This is a genomic window from Nonomuraea sp. B1E8 (assembly GCF_039871515.1).
Taxonomy (GTDB): Bacteria; Actinomycetota; Actinomycetes; order Streptosporangiales; family Streptosporangiaceae; genus Nonomuraea.
This window is the reverse complement of the sequence record NZ_JBDPLS010000002.1, coordinates 683921-701700: the sequence shown is the minus strand read 5'-3', so window position 1 is coordinate 701700 and position 17780 is coordinate 683921. Positions and strand designations below refer to the sequence as shown.

Genomic DNA, 17780 nt, shown 5'->3' with positions numbered 1-17780 from the left:
CCGTCCAGGGCGTCGACCTTCGTCTCCACCGACCCCACCCTGCCGTCCAGAGCGTCGACCTTGCCGTCCAGGGCGTCGACCTTCGTCTCCACCGACCCCACCCTGCCGTCCAGAGCGTCGACCTTGCCGTCCAGGGCGTCGACCTTCGTCTCCACCGACCCCACCCTGCCGTCCAGAGCGTCGACCTTGCTGTCCAGGGTGTCGACCTTGGCGTCGAGGGTGGTGACCTTGGCATCGACGACCTTGACGCGGGAGCCCACGCCGTTGACGCGCTCGGTGAGCTGCTGTCCCAATTCCATGCGATCCGCCCGGATGTTGACGAACTCAGTGGCCAACTCATTAGCGAGTTTGACAGCCGCGTCCTTGTAGCTCAACTCGATCTCCCCTACCTTTGGAGGTAGGGACCGGGGATGTAATAGATCTCCGGTCCCGTTCGTTTGCCACGAGAATACATTGCCGGGCGTCGGCCATGAAATGTAACCGAAGAAAGTTTCCCCTGGTCAGCGGGCTATTGGCGGCATAAATTCGGACCTATCCGAATAAATTAGCCAGACGTATTCTCCCGGTCATCATTTCGCCCGTCATACGGTCTTGTTGCCGGCCGCGGATCGGGAGTTCCCGGCAGGTCCATGGTCGCGATCGCCCCGCCGCCACCCGCGTTCTCCAGGCGTACCGACCCTCCCGCCTCCGCGACCGCCTGCGCCACGATCGCCAGGCCCAGCCCCGACCCGGGCAGCCCGCGCGCCGACGGCGAGCGCCAGAAGCGCTCGAACACGTACGGCAGGTCCTCCTCGGGCAACCCAGGGCCGTGGTCGCGCACGGTCAGCCGGCCGCCGCGCAACCTCACCTCGACCTGGCCTCCTGGACTGAACTTGGCGGCGTTGTCAATGAGGTTGAGCACGGCACGTTCCAAGGAGGCGGCGGCGCCGACGACGTACCACGGGCTCAGGTCGGTGACGACCTCGGCGCCGCGCAGCCGGGCGCGTTCCACGGCGGCGGTGACGACCTCGTGGAAGGCCAGCTCGACGTGCGGCTCGTGGTCGGCGTCGCCTCTGGCCAGCTGGAGCAGGTCGCCGACGAGCGTGGACAGCTCGGCGAACTGCGCCTTCACGTTGACCAGCAGGCGCTCCTTGGCGCCGGGGTCGAGGCTGCGGCCGGTCTGCTCGCTGCGCAGCAGCAGGTCGATGTTGGTGCGCAGGGTGGTGAGGGGGGTGCGCAGCTCGTGGCCGGCGTCGGCGACGAGCTGCTGCTGGCGCTCGCGGGAGCCGGCCAGCGCCGCGGTCATGGCGTTGAAGGACGAGCTCAGGCGGGCGATCTCGTCGTTGCCCTTGACGGGGATGCGAGTGCCGAGGTCCTCGGTCTGGGCGATGTGCTCGACCGCCTTGGTGAGGTCTCCGACCGGGCGCAGCCCGGCGCGCGAGATGGCCAGGCCCGCCCACGCGGCGCCGAACACGCCCAGGGCCGCGACGGCCGCCAGTGCGAACGCGGTGTTCCGCAGCGTACGCCTGGTGTGGTAGAGCGGTGCCGCCTCCAGGACGGCGGTGCCAGGGGAGAAGTTCGAGATCACCACGCGGACCGGCTTGCCGTCACGGGTCACACCGTCACGGCAGATCGGCTCGCGGCGGTGGTCCGCCAGGGCCAGATCCTCCTCCGTCCACACGATGGGCGCGCCGAGCGAGCACGTGCTGCCGTCGGCGCGCAGCAACATCGCCATGCCGGCGTACTCGTCGGAGGAGCCCTGGGGGGAGCAGTGGCTGAGGAGAAAGTCCCTGTCGCCCGACTCCTCCGGGTCCTGGATGGTCTGGTCGAGCTGCCTGATCAGCTGGTTCTGGACGATGAACCACGACATTCCCGCGCACACCGTGATGGCCAGCGCCACGGCCACCGTGACGAGGAGGGTGAGGCGGGACCTCAGGCTCCCTCGTCTCACGGCGCCGCTCTCAGGACGTAGCCCACGCCGCGCACCGTGTGGATCACGCGCGGCTCTCCCCCGGCCTCGGTCTTGCGCCGCAGGTACATCACATAGACGTCGAGCGAGTTGGAGGTCGGCTCGAAGTCGAATCCCCACACCTCGCTCAGGATCTGGTCCCTGGTCAGCACCTGGCGCGGGTGCGCGAGGAACAGCTCCATCAGCAGGTATTCGGTCCTGGTCAGGTCGAGCCTGCGCTCGCCGCGGGTGACCTCCCTGGTGGCCGGGTCCATGCGCAGGTCGTCGTACGTGAGCGCGTCGCCGGTCTCGGCCGGGCCGGCGCTGAGCGCGCCGCGCCGCAGCAGCGCGCGCACCCTGGCCAGCAGCTCGTCCAGCTCGAACGGCTTGACGAGGTAGTCGTCGGCGCCCGCGTCGAGCCCGGAGACCCGGTCGCCGACCGCGTCGCGGGCCGTCAGCATGAGGACGGGGATGTGGTTGCCGGACGCCCGCAGCCGGCGACACGCGGTCAGCCCGTCGAGGCGCGGCATCATGACGTCGAGCAGCACCCCGTCGAACGAGTCGCTCGCCAGGGCCTCCAGCGCCGCGTGCCCGTCGCCGGCCGTGACGACCTTGTAGCCCTCGAACTCGAGGCTCGACTGCAGCGCCTCGCGCAACGCGGGCTCGTCGTCCACCACCAGCAACCGTGCGGGCTCACTCATGCTGCAAACGCTAGAGGTTCATCATGAAAAGGTGATGAACGCCCTCGGTTCTTTTCCGTGGATCACCACGCGACGGGCAACGCCTTGAGCCCGAGGATGGGGCTCTCGTGCTTGAGGGGCACGTCCTCGTCCGCCACCGCGACCCGCAGCCCGGGCAGCCGCTCGAACAACGTGCGCAGCGCGATCTCCAGCTCTGCCCTGGCCAGGTTCTGGCCGAGGCACTGGTGCACCCCGTAGCCGAAGGCCACGTGGTGTCTGGCGGAGCGGCCGATGTCGAACTCGTCCGGCCGTTCGAACGCCCGCTCGTCCCGGTTGGCGGAGGCTCCGAGCACGAAGATGCCCTCGCCCTTCCTGACGAGCTGCCCGCCGATGTCCTGGTCCTCGGTGGCCACGCGGTCGAACGCCACCCAGTCCACGACCGAGAGGTAACGCAGCAGTTCGTCGACGGCCGTGGGCCACAGGTCCGGGTCCGCGCGCAGCGCGGCGAGCTGGGCCGGGTGGCGCAGGAGCGTGAGCGCGGCGAGCGGGATCATGTTGGCGGTGGTCTCGTGGCCGGCGACGAGCAGCAGGAACATCACGCCCACGATCTCGTCGTGGCTGAGCCGCCCGGTGCCGGCCAGCCGGCCGAGCAGGTTGTCCTCCGGTTCCGCCTCCGCCCTGGTGACCAGCGCGTCGAGGAACCCCCTGATCTCCATCACCGCGACGTGACGCGCCTCCTGGCCGACGGCAGCCGAGATCATCCTGCGGGTCCGTGACTGGAAGAACTCGCGGTCGGCGTACGGGACCCCGAGCAGCCGGCAGATGACCAGCGAGGGCAGCGCCAGCCCGAACGCCTCCACCAGCTCGGCCTCCGGCCCTCCGGCGATCATGTCGTCGATGAGCTCGTCGGCGATGTGCTGGATTCCGGGCCGGAGCTCTCTCATCCGCCTGACGGTGAACTCGGGTATGAGCAGCCGGCGGAACCTGCCGTGCTCGGGCGGGTCCAGGTCGATGAAGTGGCCGATGGCGAGCTTCTCCATGAACGCGTCCCGCTCGGGGGTCGTGGGCTCCGTGCTCAGCGCGCCGCTCGGGTGGCCGGGGGTGGCGGGGTTGGTGCTGATGCCCGCACCCGAGAGCACCTGCCGGGCCTCGGCGTGCCGCGTGACCAGCCACGCCTCACCGCGGGGCAGCGTGGCGCGGACGAGCGGGGCCTGCTCGCGCATCCGTTCGTACGCGGGTGGGGGTGCGAACGGGCAGGTGCGCGGGACGGGGAAGTTCTCGGCCATAGTCTGCTCCCAACGAGTCCGGCCTCATTCATTACTTACGCGAAAGTAAGCAATGGAGCGGCCGGCGGTCAAGTGATGGGAGCGGAATGGCTGGACGGCGGACGGACACGAGAGAGCGGATCCAGCAGGTGGCGCTGGAGCTGTTCGCCGAGCGGGGATATGACAAGACCACGCTCCAGGAGGTCGCCGAGCGGCTGCAGATCACCAGGCCCGCGCTCTACTACCACTTCCGTACCAAGGAGGCGATCCTCGCCGGCGTCGTCGACCGGCTGGTCGACTCGATCGACGAGCTGGTGACCTGGGCCAGACAGCAGCCCATGACCGCCGAGTCGAAGAAGGAGATCCTGCGGCGGATCGCGGAGTTGCTGGCGGATCAGTGGCGGCCGTTGTTCCACTTCGCGCAGGTGAACCAGGGGGTGATGCGCGAGGTGCCGGCCGGCGAGCGCATGCGCCAGGGCCTGATCAGCATGTTGTCCCTGCTGGCGCCCCCGGAGGCGAGCCCGGTGCGGCGGTTCGAGGCCCGGCTCGCGGTGGTCGCGGTGATCCTGGGCAACGTGCCCGTCCTCGTCGACACGGACCTGTCGGAGACGGAGCGGGTGGCGGTGGCGCTGGAGGTGGCCGCCAAGCTGGTCTCCGAGGACGGGTAGCGGCGGTCAGCGGCCGAGCAGGGCCATGGCGGCGTTGTGGCCGCCGATCCCGCTCACGCCGCCGCCCCTGCGGGCGCTCGCGCCGCACACGAGAACGCGCTCGTGCTCGGTCTCCACGCCCCAGCCGCCCTCTTCGGCGTACGGCCAGCTCAGGTCGGTGTGGAAGATGTGGCCGCCCGGAAGCCCCGCGTCCTTCTCGAGGTCGACGGGCGTCTTGGCCTCGACGCACGGGGTGCCGTCGGGGGCTTTGAGCAGGCAGTCCTCCAGGGGTTCTGCCAGGACGGCGTTGACGGAGGCGAAGGTGGCCTCCAGCGCCTGCTTCCGGGCTTGATCCGGATTTTTCCGGAAAAGTCGGGCGGGCATGTGCAGCCCGAACAGCGTCATCGTCTCGGCCCCGCCCCTGAGCTCGGGGCCGAGGATGGACGGATCGGTCAGGGAGTGGCAGTAGACCTCGGCGGGCGGCAGCTCCGGGATCTCCCCTCGGGCCGCCTGGGCGTACGCCCTGGCGAGCTGGTCGCGTCCCTCGTTGATGTGGAACGTCCCGCTGAAGGCGGCGCGCGGATCCACCTGCGCGTCCTTCAGCCGGGGCAACCGCGACAGCACCATGTTGACCTTCAGCTGCGCTCCCTCGGGCACCTCCGCCGGCCGGCCCATCAGCCGGTCGAGCACCGCGGGCGGCAGGTTGGCCAGCACGTGCCCGCCGTTCACCGTGTGCTCGCCGTCCTCCGTCACGAACGCGACCTCGCCGGACGGCGAGATCCCGATGACCTCCGCGCCGGTCCTGATCTCGGCGCCGGCCCGCCTGGCCGCAGCCTCCAGCGCCCCTGAGACCGCGCCCATGCCGCCGACGGGGACGTTCCAGTCGCCCGTGCCGTCGCCGATCACGTGGTAGAGGAAGCACCGGTTGGCCGACAGGTCGGTGGCGGTGTCGGCGAACGTCCCGATGAGCGCGTCGGTGAGCACGACGCCGCGCACGGTGTCGTCGGCGAAACGTTCGTCCACGGTCTCGCCGATCGGCCTGGCGAACAGGTCCCGCCACGCCTGCGCGCCGACCAGCCGCTCGATCTCGGCCGGCGTGCGCAGGGGTTCGAGCAGGGTGGGGGCGAGGGCGCGGGCGACCCGCGCGGTCATGCCGTAGAAGTCCCGCCAGGCCTCGTGGTCGGCCTCGCCTCCGGTGACGGCGCGGAACGAGGCCGCCGTACGTGCCGCGTCCTCGTTGTCGACGAGCAGGCCCGTGCCGCCGCTGGGCGTGTAGGAGGCGTGGCGGCGGCGCCGCAGCTCCAGGTCGAGCCCCAGGTCGCGGACGATCTCGCGGGGCAGGAGGCTGACGAGGTAGGAGTAGCGCGACAGGCGCACGTCCACGCCGGGGAAGGCCCGGGTGGAGATCGCCAGGCCGCCCACGTGGCCGTACCGCTCCAGGACGAGCACCCGCCGTCCCGCCTGGGCCAGGTACGCCGCGGCGACCAGCCCGTTGTGCCCGCCGCCGGCTACGATCACGTCATAAGCGCCCATCAACGCACCATAAGGCGCAAACCACACCATCCGTCAACGCCCTGAACGGTCACGGACGGCTGGCGATGGCGAGCAGGATCGCGGCAGGGCCGGTGAGGGGACGGCCGCGGCGCCATACCGCCCGCAGGCTCCTGACCAGGTTCACCCCCGCCAGCGGCACCTCCACCAGCCGCCCGGTCGCCACGTCGGACTCCACCGCGTACCCGCTGAGCACCGCGGGCGCCGCTCCCGCCTGGGCGGCTCCCCTGACCGCCGCGTTCGACCCCAGCTCCAGCCGCGGGCTGGCCTGGTGCAGGCCCTTGAACGCCACGTCCAGCGTCTCCCGCGTCCCCGACCCCGGCTCCCGCACCACCAGCGGCGTCGCGGCCAGCTCCGCGCCCCGCAGCGCCGTGCGGCGCCGCGCCCACGGATGGCCGGGCGCCACCACGACCACCAGCCTGTCGGTGCCCACGACCCGGCTGTCCAGCCCCTCGGGCACGCTCGGCCCCTCGACGAACCCCAGCTCCACCTCCTCGGCCAGCACCCGCGCCGCGACGTCGGCGGAGTTGACCACGTCGAGCCCGACCGGCACGTCCGGCTCCCGGTTCTGCAGCTCACCGAGCCACCTGGGCACGAGATACTCGGCCACGGTCATGCTGGACGCCACCCGCAGATGCGCCGCCTCCCCGTGCCGTACGGCCTGCACGGCGCGCATCAGCTCCTCGGCGGCGGCCAGCACCTGGGCGGCCCAGCCCGCCACCATCCTGCCCTCGGCGGTGAGCGTGGACCCGCGCGGTGTGCGCTCGACCAGGGGCAGGCCCAGGCGGCGTTCGAGATGGGCGACGCGCTTGCTCGCCGATGGCTGGGCGATGCCCGCGGCCTTGGCCGCCTGCCCGAGGCTGCCCAGCACGCCGACATCGACCAGCAGCTTCAAGGAGTCGAGATCGGGCAGTGTACTCATAGCTCCAGGCTATGGGCTCCCAGTCAGCTCGCGCCTACCGGCCGTGTCACCCGCTCAGGACACTGAGATCATGTCCCTCACCGACGGCTCGCACGCTGCCGCCCGCCACCCATCGGGGCCGCAGCCGCGGGCTCACGACACCGCCACAGCGGGGTCGCGGGCTCGCCGCTCCACCACACCGGGATCCCGAACTCTCCGTCTCGCCTGGGCGCGGACGCGCCGTACCGGCCCGCCCTTCCTCGCCGCGACCTGGCCGGGTGTCGCCGTGGCCGCACTCGCGGTGGTGTTCGCGCTGGCCGCCAACCGGTTCTTGCCGGCGCTCAGTCCCGCGGTGATCGCGGTGGCCTCCGGCGCGGCGCTGGCCAACGTGGCCGGGGTCGGCGAACGGTTGAGGCCGGGGCTGGCGTTCGTCTCCAGGCGGGTGTTGCGGGTCGCGGTCGCCCTGCTCGGCCTGCAGATCGCGCTGCCTCAGGTGCTCGCGCTCGGCTGGCAGACGCTCGCCGTCATGGTGGTGGCGACCGGGGTGACGTTCGCGGTGACGCCGTGGATCGGGCGCAGGCTCGGCCTCACGCCCGGCGCGTCGCTCCTCGTCGCGACCGGCGTGTCCATCTGCGGCGCCGCCGCGATCGCCGCCATGCACGAGAGCACGGACGCCTCCGACGACGACGACGCCGCCGGCGCGCTCGGCGTCGTCGTCCTGTACGGCACCGCCGCCATCGCCGCGATCCCCCTCCTGGCCTCTCTCCTGGGCCTGTCGCCCGCACAGCTCGCGGTGTGGACGGGGGCGGCCGTGCACGAGGTCGCCCAGGTGGCCGCGATCGGCGCCGCCTCGGGGGTCCTGGCCACCGCCGTGACGGTCAAGCTGGGCCGCGTGCTTCTCCTCGCCCCTATGGTGGCCCTGTTCTCCGGCCGCACCGGGGACGCCGCGTCCCGGCCGCCGGTCGTGCCGCTGTTCGTGGTGGCGTTCCTGGTGATGGTCGCCCTGCGCAGCACCGGGCAGGTGCCGGCGGCGGTGACGGACCTGATCCCCCAGATCACCGGCGTGCTGATGGCGGCCGCCCTGTTCGGCCTGGGCACCGGCATCGACCTGCGAAAACTGGTCAAAGGCGGACGGGTCATGCTGCTCGGAGGCATCGCCACGGCGGTCGTCGCCGCCGTCTCACTGGCCGGAGTGGCGCTTCTCGTGTGATCCTCGGATGGACGGCCGCAGCGCCACGCTCGGCCTGGAACAAATACCGTAAACTACCCCGTTCAGGGTATGCCGGTCATGATCACTCAGGGAGTATGAAACTCACCATGCGCAGCGCCACCGACTCCGTTCTTCAGCCGTCCAGCGAGGTCGTCGAGGCCCTGGCCGGCGGCGCGCCTGTCGTGGCGCTGGAGTCCACGATCATCTCCCATGGGCTGCCGCAACCGCGCAACCTCGAGGTGGCGCGCGAGCTGGAGGGGATCGTCCGCGCCGCCGGCGCCGTGCCGGCCACGATCGCCGTGCTCGACGGGGTGCCGCGCATCGGGCTCAACGAGGTGGAGCTGGAGCGCGTCGCGACGGAGTCCGGCCTGCGCAAGCTGGGACAGCGGGATCTGCCCGTGGCGGCGGCGCTGAAGGCGAGCGGCGCGACCACCGTGTCGGCCACGTCGTTCCTCGCCGCCCGCGCCGGGATCCGGATCTTCGCCACCGGAGGCCTGGGCGGCGTGCACCGGGGCTGGACCGAGGACCAGGACGAGTCCGCCGACCTCGACACGCTCGCCCGTACGCGCATCACCATCGTCTGCGCCGGCGTGAAGTCGATTCTCGACGTGCCCGCGACGCTCCAGCGCCTGGAGACCAGGGCCGTGACGGTGGCGGGCTACCGTACGGACACCTTCCCCGGCTTCTACCTGCACTCCTCCGGCCAGCCGATCGACTGGCGCATCGAGTCGCCCGCCGAGGCCGCGGCCATCATGCGCGGCCAGGACGCTCTCGGCGGCCAGGAGAGCGCGCTGATCGTGGCCAACCCGGTGCCCGAGGACCGCCAGCTCGATCCCGAACTGCACGACCGCGTGCTCGCCGAGGCGCTGGCCGCCGCCGAGCGCGAGGGGGTCAAGGGGCAGGCCATCACCCCGTTCCTGCTCGGCTATCTCGTGGACGGCACCGGCGGCGCCTCCCTGGAGGCCAACCTGGCCGCCGTGCGCGGCAACGCCGCACTCGCCGCCCAGATCGCCCTCGCATGGGCGAGACCGTGATGGACGACGCCCTCCTGGTCATCGGCGACGTCGTCACCGATGTCGTGGCGTTGCATGGTTCACCGGTCATGACGGGCACCGACACGGCCGCCGACATCGTGCTCCGTCCCGGAGGTTCCGGCGCGAACACCGCCGCCTGGGCCGCCTGCCTGGGCGCCGATGTGCGGCTGCTGGCCAAGCTGGGGTACGACAGCAGCGAGTGGCACACGACCGAGCTCGTCAAGACAGGCGTACGCCCCCACTTCTCCGTGGACTCCGAACACCCGACCGCGGTCGTGATCGCGATGGTGGACAAGAGCGGTGAGCGCTCGATGCTCACCAACCGCGGCGCCGGGGGCCTGATCTCGGACGCCGACTGGGACCCCGCCCTGCTCGACGGCGTCGGCCGGCTCCATCTGTCGGGATACATCCTCTTCGCCGAGGGCGGGCTGCGGCTGGCCAGGCGCGCCATGGCGGAGGCGGCGGCCAGAGGCGTCGCGATCAGCATCGACCCGGCCTCCACAGGGCCGCTGCGCGACTTCGGCGTCGAACGGTTCATCCAGGAAACCGCCGCTGCCAGCCTGATCATCCCGAATCTTGACGAGGCCCTGATTCTCAGTGGTGCCCCAACGGCGGAGCGTGCCGCCGTACTCTTGAGTGAGGCGTACGGCACAGCGGTCGTGAAGCTGGGAGCGGAGGGGGCGCTGGCCGCCGTGGACGGTGCAGTGGTCGCGACGGCGGCGGGCGTTCCCGCCGAGGTCGTCGACTCGACCGGGGCAGGTGACGCGTTCGCCGCGGGCTTCCTCGCGGCGGCTTTACACGGTGCCGGGGAAGGGGCCGCTCTGGAGGCCGGTTGCCGCGCGGGGGCCGAATGTGTGGCCCACGTGGGCGGCCGACCACGGTACGGTTTGGATCTGAACCGTCTTTACCCTATTCACACTGATTGATAGCTTGCCGCGTAGGCTGCACCAATAGCCACATCATTACGGGCAGCACCATGCGGCTCACTGGGGAGGATAAGGTCCGCCGATGGATGTCGAGTCATCGATCTGCCTGAGCGACCTAGTCCCTGCGCTGCGCTGGAGCCGTCCGCAGCAGGTGGCCGAGGCGCTCGGCGACCCGCGCCTGCCCGCCGGGTGGTGGTCATCCCTGGCGCTGTCGAAGGCGCTCGGCACGGCGGGCCTCGACTGGATCTGCGAGCGGCTGGCCCGGCTGGCGACCTCCCGCTGGGATCACCTGCCGCTGTGCGATCTGCTGCCCGCGCTGACGGTCCACCACATCGACCCGGCGCTGCCGGGCTGGCCCGAGGCCACCCGGACGGCGATCACCGGCCTCGGCGGCTGGCAGCGGCTGCGCCGGTTGTCCCCCAGCGACCTGAGCACCCCGTCGGCCACGCCCGAAGTGGTGGTCGGTTCGGTCTTCCGCGAAATCCTCGGCCGCATCCCGGCCCAGCGCGAGCCGGTGCTCGCGGCGCAGGCGAACCATCCCGAGGTGACCCGTCCGCTCCATGTCGGCGCGGCCGCCGGTCTCTCGTCCAGGAGCACCGGCTCCTTCCCCGCCCAGCCGGAGGACGTACCCCAGCCCCAGGCCGCCGCCCAGCCCGGCGGCACACCACAACCCGCAGGCGCCCAGCCCGGAGCACCACAACCCGCAGGCCCTCAGCCCGGAGCGCCACAACCCGCAGGCCCTCAGCCCGGAGCACCGCAGGCTGCGGCTGCGCGGTCCGGCGCACCTCAGCAGCCGGGGGCCGGCCAGTCCGGCCCGCCTCAGCCCGCGGGCTCCCAGCCTGCCGGCGCGCAGCCCGGCCCGCAGGAGAGCGCCGCTCCCCCGGCACCCCCTCAGACCGGGATGTTCGTCGCCCAGAGCCTCTCCAAACCTGACGCCGGCGCGCAGCCGCCGTCCACAGGGCCGTTCGCCGGCCCGGCCGAGGGGCACTCCCAGCCGCAGACGGGCACCTTCGCCGCCCAGCCGCCGGATCGCGGGCCCGGCCCGCAGAGCGGTTCCTTCCCGGCCCAACAGGAAGGCCGCCAGACCGGCCCGCTTCCCGGGCAGCCGGAAGGCCGCCAGCCGGGGTCGTCGCCTTCGCCGGCGGAGGGCCGCCAGACAGGGTCGTTCGCCGCGCAGCCGGAGAGCGGCCGGCAGAGCCAGACGGGCTCCTTTCCCGCCCAGCCGTCCGACCGCCCGGCCGGCCCGCAGAGCGGCTCCTTCCCCGCGCAACCGGAAGGCCGCCAGACAGGGTCGCTCCCGGCCCAGCCTCCGGGCGGCGGCCCGCGCCAGGGCCCGGCGGGCGAGGGCCTTCCCCAGCGCCCGGCCCCCGGCGGCCAGTCCGAACGCCTTCCGCAGCGTCCCGGAGGCGCGGCGCCCGGGCGCCAGGACACCGGCTCGCTCCCCGGCACGCCCGGCTCCGGTCCCCAAACAGGCTCGATGCCCGCCGTCCGCGGCTCCGGCCCGCACACCGGCTCGATGCCCCCGGTCCCCAGCTCCGGCCCGCACACCGGCTCGATGCCCGCCGTCCCCGGCTCCGCTCCCCACACCGGCTCGATGCCCGCCGTCCCCGGCCCTGACGGCGCCAAAGGCGCGCCCGCCTACGCGGCGCCTGTTCCCGGCGCGCCGCCGTCCGACACCGACCATGCGATGGTGCGGGTCGTGGACAGCCTGTTCCGCAGCCTGGACAAGATGGAGCTGGCGGTGGCCGTGCACCGGCTGTTCGCCGAGGACCCGGTCAGCCTGCGTACGCTCGCCCACAAGCTCCTGGTCGACAGGGACGCCCTCTCGCAGGCCCAGCGCACCGCGGAAGAACGCGTCCTGCACTGGCTGCGCTCCTCCGAGTCCGCGCCCGTCACCGGCCACATGTTCCGGCTGACCGAGTGGCTCGGCGCGGCGGCCACCGAGGACCAGCTCATCGGCGCCGACCCGGCCCACCCGGTGACCGTCCCGTCGCTGCGCACCCCGCTCTGGCGCGTGCTCGTGACGCTCATGCCCGACCGCCGTTTCCAGGATGGCTGGCTGGTGGTGGGCGACATCCAGGGTCTCCAGAGCCGTACGCGGCAGCTCCTGGCCTCCAGCCCGCCCGACGCCGACGTCGTGGAGCTGATGGCCGAGCTGGGCATCCGCGCCCACTCGGCCAAGGCCTGGCTCGACGCCCTCCCCTCTGAGGCGGTCCCCGACCCGGCCGCGGCGCAGGCGCCCGCCCAGCCCCTCCCCCGCCGCACGCCCGGCGCCAACGGCCACCACCGGGGCGGCCAGCCCATCCCGACGGTGAACGCCGGCTCCATCGACCCTTCCGCCGCCCTGGCCACGTTGTCGGCCCTGTCGGGAAGCCGCTCAGGGAAGTTGCCCGGCGGCCTGGCGGGCGCCCCGTCCACGCCGCCCCCGCCCCTGCCGGGCCCGTCCTCCGACCCGCGCCGCTGGCAGCGCATCGAGGTCACTCCGGAACACCTCAGGGGCGGCCCGGTGCCGGTGCCTGAGGGGTACGCGGCCCAGCTCGGCATGCGCCCCGGCACGCTGCTGTCGGTGACGGGCCCCGGCGACAACGCCATCGTGCTGGTGTGGCAGGGCCACCAGCCGGTCTTCGACTCCCTGCAGCCGGTGCTCATGCGCTTGAACGCCCGGCCCGGTGACCAGGTGTACGTCACCGTGGACGGCTACCGCCTCGAGGCCCAGCTGACCGGCTGACCACACCCCTGCCTGCCACCGGCGAACGCCCGTCGCAACCGGTGGCACGGCCCTCGCCGACCGGTCAGGCTCCTTCGCCGAACCCGTGGCACGTGGCCCCACTCACGTCGGAATGTCGAAGAGGCGGAGGCGGTGGGCCGTGGCCGCGGCCTCGCCCCGGGTGGCGACGCCGAGCTTGGCCAGGATGTTGGAAACGTGCACGCTCACCGTCTTGACCGAGATGAACAGTTCCTGCGCGATCTCCCTGTTGCTGCGGCCGTTGGTCACCTCCTGGAGCACCTCCAGCTCGCGAGCCGTCAGCCCCAACGGGTTTCCTTCGCCCGCCGCGTCCGGCCCCGCGAGCCTGGATCTGCGGCCGAAGACGTCGATCTGCTCCGTCAGCGGCCCGGCGCCGAGCCGCTCGGCGAGCTCCCTCGATCGTGCCAGCCTCGCCGCGGCCTCCTGCCGGTCGCCGCACGCGAGCGCGGCCTGGGCCGCGCTCATCAGACACCAGGCCTCGGCGTACGGCTGCCGCAGCCCGGCCCACGCCCGCACCGCCGCGTCCCACGCCTTGAGCCTCCAGGCGGCCGGGCCGGCGGCGACCTCCACCGGCATCGCGGCAGCCGACACCGCCTCCTCGTCCGGCACCGTCCCCTTGCCCAGCGGCGCCATGGACGTCGGCGCGTCCCCGTCCGCGCCGGTCGTGAGCCGCTGCTCCCCGGCGGGCACCGTCGCGGCGGACGGGAAGTGAGGGCCGGTCAGCGCGGTGAACGTGAGCCGGTGCGCCTGCTGAAGTGCCCCGGCGACCTCGAGCTCCTGCGCCAGCGCACGAAGCCGCGGCAGTAAGGGCGCCCCGGGCCGCACCGGCGCGCCGGAACCCCCGGCGGGAACGGGCGCCGCGACGGAGGCGGAGAGCCGGGCGAAGGCCACCAGCACCGGCCACGAATATCGCGGGCTGGCCAGCAGGTCGCGCTCCTCCAGCGCTCGCCCCGCCGTCTCCACCGCCTCCTCGATCCGCCCGCGCGCCTCGAGCAGCCCTATCTCCCTGCGCAGATGAGGAAGCAGCACCTGGTCGCGGTGGACCCCGCGTGACAGCACCCTCCGCACCGAGCCCAGCAGCGTCTCGGCCCGGTCGTGGTCGCCCCGCGCCAGCGCGATGTCGGCGGCGAATCCCTGCAGGCTGGCGCGGTAGGGGGCGGGCGGCGAGAGGTCGAGCGCGTGTTCGATCACTTGCAGCGCTTCGTCCCACCGCCCGAGCGACACCAGCGGCTCGGCCAGATTGATCGACAGGAACGTGCCGGACGTGCGGGCCAGGCCGTAGTGGCCGGCTTCGGCCACGCCCTCGCGGGCGACCTGCGCGGCCCGCTCGTGCCGGCCCGCGCCCTCCAGCGCGTCGGACTCGGAGATCGCGCAGCGCATCAGCGCGTTGTACGCCCCTCCGCCCGAGGCGATGCGGCGGGCCTCCCCGAAGGCCCCGAGCTGGTCCTCGATCTCGGAGTAGCCCCAGCGGGCCCAGGCGTAGTCGATCAGCGCGTGGGCCTCGACGTTGGCGTCGCCGACCTCGTGGGCGATCTGCCGGGCGAGCTGGGCGGTGGCCAGACGCTCCGGGATGTCCTGGGGCCGGTGGAGCATGCGCGAAAGACTCTCCAGGACCTGGGCGCGCACCTTGCTGGGCTCGTGCGAAGGGACCAGCGCGGCCGCCTGGCGGAGATCGTCGATGTAGCCGGGGCGGCCCAGGTCGTAGCGGGTCAGCCCGCGCTGGCGCAGCGCGTGGGCCGAGTCGATCGGGTCGGTGTCGTGGTCGAGCTCGGCCAGGGCGGCGCCGGCCAGGGCGATGCTGCGCTCGTATTCGCCGGCCAGGTGGGCGACCGTGGCCGTCTGCCGCAGCACGCGGACCCGGACGGCGCCGATGCGCTCGGCCGCGTCGGGCACCTGGTCCCACAGCTCGAGCACCCTGGACAACATCCTGAGCTGCTCGTCGTAGGCGGCGGACTTGCGGGCCGCGGCGGCCGCGTGCCAGGCGCTGACCAGTGCCCACGTGGAGTCGTGGGCGGAGTGCCAGTGGTGGGCCAGCTCGATCGCGCCGCGCGGGGCGGGCAGGATCGACAGGTCACGCTCCAGCGCCTCGGCGTAGCGGGTGTGCAGGCGGGTGTGCTCGCCGGGGAGGAGGTCGTCGTGGAGCGCCTCGCGGATGAGCGCGTGCCGGAAGGAGTAGCCCTCGCCGTCGACGACCAGGACGTTGCCCGCCACCGCCGGCCGCAGCGCGCCGGAGAGCGCGCTCTCGTCAAGCCCGGCGACGGCGCTCAGCAGGTCGTGCTCGATGCGCTGCCCGCCGGCGCTGGCCACCCGCAGCAGCTCCTGCGTCTCGGCGGGCAGCCGCTCGACGCCGGCCAGCAGGAGGTCGCGCAGCGACTCGGGCAGCGCGTGGCCGCCGCTCTCGTCGCTCAGCAGCGCCTCGACGAACAGCGGGTTTCCCTCGCTGCGCGCGTAGATCACATCCATGTCGGCGGCGGACGGCGCGCGGTCGAGGATGCCGGCCGCCTGCTCGACGGCCTCCTTGCGGGTGAGCCTGCGCAGCTCGATCCGGCTCACCCACTCGACCCTGCTCAGCTCGGCGACGAGAGGGCGCAGCGGGTGGGTGCGGTGCAGCTCGTCGGCGCGGTAGGAGACGACGATGAGCAGCCGGGCCGCGGTGCGCTGGTAGCGGACGAGGAACGACAGCAGGTCACGGGTGGAGCGGTCGGCCCAGTGCGCGTCCTCCACGACCAGCAGCACGGGACGCTCGTCCGCCAGCCGTTCGAGCAGGCCGAGCACCTGCTCGAACAGGCGCGCCCTGGCCTCTGGCCCGTCCCTGTCCGGCTCGCCGAACTCCGGCAGCAGCCGCGCCAGCCCGCGCGTGGTGCCGCCGGGGACGAGCGCCGCGACCCCGTCACGGCCCAGCTCGCGCACGAGCCCGCGCAGCACGGCCGTGAACGGCGCGAACGGCAGACCCTCCGTGCCCAGCTCCAGGCACCCGCCGACGAGCACCAGGGCGTCGCCGGCCCGGCCGGTGAACTCGTTGATCAGCCGCGTCTTGCCGACGCCGGCCTCGCCGCCGACGAGCACCGTGGCCGACGCCCCGGCCCGCGCCCTGACCAGCGCGTCGCCGAGAGCGGCGAGCTCACGGGCACGCCCGACGAACAAGGGGCTCACGGCGTGGATGCTCACGTCCCCAAGGATGCCATCCGGCGCCGACAGAACGCGCCCGAGGGTGACGTCGTACCGGGCTCAGCGCAGAATCTTGCGGACGCGGCTCAGGACCTCGCGGAAGCCCGGGCTCAGCGCAGGACCTTGCGGAAGAAGGTGGCCGATGCTTCGTAGCCGAGCGCGTGGTAGAACTCCGGCGCCCGCCGGGTCGCCATCGCCACGTAGCCCGCCTCGCGCGAGCGGGCCCACTTCTCGAACTCCTCCAGCAGCGCCCGCCCGATGCCCTGCCGGCGCGAACCGGACCCGACCATGGCCTCCTCGACCCAGGCCACGGGCCCGTTGGCGAACAGCGTGAGGTGCACGAACCCCAGCAGATAGCCCTGGACCCGCCCGTTCACGACGGCCGCGAGCAGCAGGGCGTCCTTGTTCGCCAGCAGCTCGGGCAGCGCGGAGTCGAAGGCCTCGCGCTCGGGCCTGAAGGTCAGGCCGAACTCACGCGCCAGCGCGAACACCGCGTCCGCGTCGGCCTTCTCCGCCCTTCTGATCAGAAGATCGTCAGCCGTCATGACTGACGACACTAGATCGTCGCACGTTCCTGACGCAAACCTCAGAGATCGCTCAGTCCCAGCTGGCGGGCGATGAGCATGCGCTGCACCTCGCTGGTGCCCTCCCCGATCTCCAGGATCTTGGCGTCGCGGTAGAACCGCCCGACGGGGAACTCGTTCATGAACCCGTACCCGCCGAAGATCTGCGTCGCGTCGCGCGCGTTGTCCATGGCCGCGTTGGACGAGACCAGCTTGGCGATCGCGGCCTCCTTCTTGAACGGCTCACCGGCCAGCATCTTCTCGGCGGCGTGGTGGTAGGCCAGGCGGGCGGTGTGCGCGCGGACCTCCATGTCGGCGATCTTGAACTGGATGGCCTGGTAGTGGCCGATCGGGTGGCCGAACGCCTTCCTGTCCCTGACGTACTTCAGGCACTCGTCGACGCACCCCTGCGCCAGCCCGACGCTGAGCGCTGCGATCGCGATGCGGCCCTCGTCGAGCGTCTGCAGGAACTGGGCGTAGCCACGGCCGCGCTCGCCGAGCAGGTTGGCTGCGGGGACACGGCAGTCGGTGAACGACAGCTCGCGCGTGTCGGAGGCGTTCCAGCCGACCTTGGAGTACTTCTTCGACACCGTGAACCCGGGCGTGCCGCTCGGCACCAGGATCGTGGAGATCTCCCGCTCGCCGGTGAGCGCGGCCACGCCGACGACACCGGTGATGTCGGTGCCGGCGTTGGTGATGAACGCCTTCGTCCCGTTGATCACCCACGCGCCTCCGTCGAGCACGGCCGTGGTGCGCATGCCGCCGGGCACGTCGGTGCCGCCGCCGGGCTCGGTCAGGCCGAACGCTCCCAGCATCTCGCCGGCGGCCAGCCTGGGCAGCCAGGTCTCGCGCTGTTCCTCGGTGCCGAACCTGAAGATCGGCATGGCTCCCAGCGACACCGCGGCCTCCAGGGTGATGGCCACGCTGGAGTCGACGCGGGCCAGCTCCTCCAGCGCCACGCAGAGCGCGAAGTAGTCGCCGCCCATGCCGGCGTACTCCTCCGGGAACGGCAGTCCGAACAGCCCCATGGCGCCCATCTGCCGCACGATGTCGTACGGGAACTCCTCGCGCTCGTAGTAGTCGCCGATCACCGGCGCGACCACGTCGCGCGCGAACGCCTCGACGGTTTTGCGGAGCTCTTCGTACTCGTCCTTGAGCATGG

The 17780-nt window shown here is 72.5% G+C and carries 14 protein-coding genes; 5 read left to right on the top strand and 9 right to left on the bottom strand.

All coding sequences use genetic code 11. The features are described 5' to 3' along the window. The 4 genes from ABGA98_RS12210 to ABGA98_RS12195 all read right to left on the bottom strand — a co-directional run. A partial coding sequence (locus tag ABGA98_RS12210) for a hypothetical protein (protein ID WP_347618332.1) occupies positions 1 to 299 on the bottom strand: 299 nt, incomplete at its 3' end. A gap of 245 nt (positions 300 to 544) precedes the next feature. Next, positions 545 to 1930 (bottom strand): HAMP domain-containing sensor histidine kinase, encoded by a 1386-nt coding sequence (locus tag ABGA98_RS12205; protein WP_347618331.1) that lies wholly within the window; start codon positions 1928 to 1930, stop codon positions 545 to 547. Next, positions 1927 to 2628 carry a response regulator transcription factor gene (locus ABGA98_RS12200; RefSeq protein ID WP_347618330.1) on the bottom strand — a complete coding sequence of 234 codons (702 nt, stop codon included), beginning with the start codon at positions 2626 to 2628 and terminating at the stop codon, positions 1927 to 1929. The genes ABGA98_RS12205 and ABGA98_RS12200 overlap by 4 nt, the downstream gene beginning before the upstream one ends. 62 nt (positions 2629 to 2690) lie before the next feature. Next, positions 2691 to 3893 carry a cytochrome P450 gene (locus ABGA98_RS12195; RefSeq protein WP_347618329.1) on the bottom strand — a complete coding sequence of 401 codons (1203 nt, stop codon included), beginning with the start codon at positions 3891 to 3893 and terminating at the stop codon, positions 2691 to 2693. A gap of 86 nt (positions 3894 to 3979) precedes the next feature. Here ABGA98_RS12195 and ABGA98_RS12190 point away from each other — a divergent pair, with 86 nt between their 5' ends. Beyond that, the gene (locus ABGA98_RS12190) at positions 3980 to 4540 is read left to right on the top strand and encodes a helix-turn-helix domain-containing protein (RefSeq protein ID WP_347618328.1); all 561 of its coding nucleotides are present in this window, start codon (positions 3980 to 3982) and stop codon (positions 4538 to 4540) included. A gap of 6 nt (positions 4541 to 4546) precedes the next feature. Here the strand turns inward: ABGA98_RS12190 and ABGA98_RS12185 are convergent, their stop codons facing one another. Further along, positions 4547 to 6052 (bottom strand): NAD(P)/FAD-dependent oxidoreductase, encoded by a 1506-nt coding sequence (locus tag ABGA98_RS12185; RefSeq protein ID WP_347618327.1) that lies wholly within the window; start codon positions 6050 to 6052, stop codon positions 4547 to 4549. Positions 6053 to 6101: 49 nt separating this feature from the next. Next, positions 6102 to 6992 (bottom strand): LysR substrate-binding domain-containing protein, encoded by an 891-nt coding sequence (locus ABGA98_RS12180; protein ID WP_347618326.1) that lies wholly within the window; start codon positions 6990 to 6992, stop codon positions 6102 to 6104. 70 nt (positions 6993 to 7062) lie between these two features. Between ABGA98_RS12180 and ABGA98_RS12175 the strand changes: the two genes are divergently transcribed. From ABGA98_RS12175 to ABGA98_RS12160, 4 genes are all read left to right on the top strand, one after another. Then, complete coding sequence (locus ABGA98_RS12175) at positions 7063 to 8181, top strand: putative sulfate exporter family transporter (RefSeq protein WP_347618325.1); 1119 nt, start codon at positions 7063 to 7065, stop codon at positions 8179 to 8181. 107 nt (positions 8182 to 8288) lie between these two features. After that, entirely contained in the window at positions 8289 to 9215 is a 927-nt protein-coding gene (locus ABGA98_RS12170) for a pseudouridine-5'-phosphate glycosidase (protein ID WP_347618324.1), read from the top strand. Next, positions 9200 to 10141 carry a PfkB family carbohydrate kinase gene (locus ABGA98_RS12165; protein WP_347618323.1) on the top strand — a complete coding sequence of 314 codons (942 nt, stop codon included), beginning with the start codon at positions 9200 to 9202 and terminating at the stop codon, positions 10139 to 10141. Before ABGA98_RS12170 ends, ABGA98_RS12165 begins: the two co-directional genes overlap by 16 nt. Before the next feature lie 82 nt (positions 10142 to 10223). Further along, entirely contained in the window at positions 10224 to 12869 is a 2646-nt protein-coding gene (locus tag ABGA98_RS12160; protein WP_347618322.1) for a hypothetical protein, read from the top strand. Between the two features lie 102 nt (positions 12870 to 12971). On the opposite strand, the gene ABGA98_RS12155 is transcribed toward ABGA98_RS12160, so the two are convergent. The 3 genes from ABGA98_RS12155 to ABGA98_RS12145 form a co-directional block, all read right to left on the bottom strand. After that, on the bottom strand, positions 12972 to 16055 hold the full coding sequence (locus ABGA98_RS12155; protein ID WP_347618321.1) for an AAA family ATPase: 3084 nt from the start codon (positions 16053 to 16055) through the stop codon (positions 12972 to 12974). A 110-nt stretch (positions 16056 to 16165) separates the two neighbouring features. Next, positions 16166 to 16600: a GNAT family N-acetyltransferase gene (locus ABGA98_RS12150; protein WP_347618320.1), complete on the bottom strand. Its 435-nt coding sequence runs from the start codon at positions 16598 to 16600 to the stop codon at positions 16166 to 16168. 41 nt (positions 16601 to 16641) lie between these two features. Continuing rightward, positions 16642 to 17778 (bottom strand): acyl-CoA dehydrogenase family protein, encoded by a 1137-nt coding sequence (locus tag ABGA98_RS12145; RefSeq protein ID WP_347618319.1) that lies wholly within the window; start codon positions 17776 to 17778, stop codon positions 16642 to 16644. Between the last annotated feature and the right edge of the window lie 2 nt (positions 17779 to 17780).

Excerpts from the sequence above, each read along its gene's own strand:
- ABGA98_RS12200 (WP_347618330.1), bottom strand. The coding sequence starts at position 2,628 with ATGAGTGAGCCCGCACGGTTGCTGGTGGTGGACGACGAGCCCGCGTTG.
- ABGA98_RS12195 (WP_347618329.1), bottom strand. The coding sequence starts at position 3,893 with ATGGCCGAGAACTTCCCCGTCCCGCGCACCTGCCCGTTCGCACCCCCA.
- ABGA98_RS12190 (WP_347618328.1), top strand. The coding sequence starts at position 3,980 with ATGGCTGGACGGCGGACGGACACGAGAGAGCGGATCCAGCAGGTGGCG.
- ABGA98_RS12185 (WP_347618327.1), bottom strand. The coding sequence starts at position 6,052 with ATGGGCGCTTATGACGTGATCGTAGCCGGCGGCGGGCACAACGGGCTG.
- ABGA98_RS12180 (WP_347618326.1), bottom strand. The coding sequence starts at position 6,992 with ATGAGTACACTGCCCGATCTCGACTCCTTGAAGCTGCTGGTCGATGTC.
- ABGA98_RS12175 (WP_347618325.1), top strand. The coding sequence starts at position 7,063 with ATGTCCCTCACCGACGGCTCGCACGCTGCCGCCCGCCACCCATCGGGG.
- ABGA98_RS12170 (WP_347618324.1), top strand. The coding sequence starts at position 8,289 with ATGCGCAGCGCCACCGACTCCGTTCTTCAGCCGTCCAGCGAGGTCGTC.
- ABGA98_RS12165 (WP_347618323.1), top strand. The coding sequence starts at position 9,200 with ATGGGCGAGACCGTGATGGACGACGCCCTCCTGGTCATCGGCGACGTC.
- ABGA98_RS12160 (WP_347618322.1), top strand. The coding sequence starts at position 10,224 with ATGGATGTCGAGTCATCGATCTGCCTGAGCGACCTAGTCCCTGCGCTG.
- ABGA98_RS12150 (WP_347618320.1), bottom strand. The coding sequence starts at position 16,600 with ATGACGGCTGACGATCTTCTGATCAGAAGGGCGGAGAAGGCCGACGCG.
- ABGA98_RS12145 (WP_347618319.1), bottom strand. The coding sequence starts at position 17,778 with ATGCTCAAGGACGAGTACGAAGAGCTCCGCAAAACCGTCGAGGCGTTC.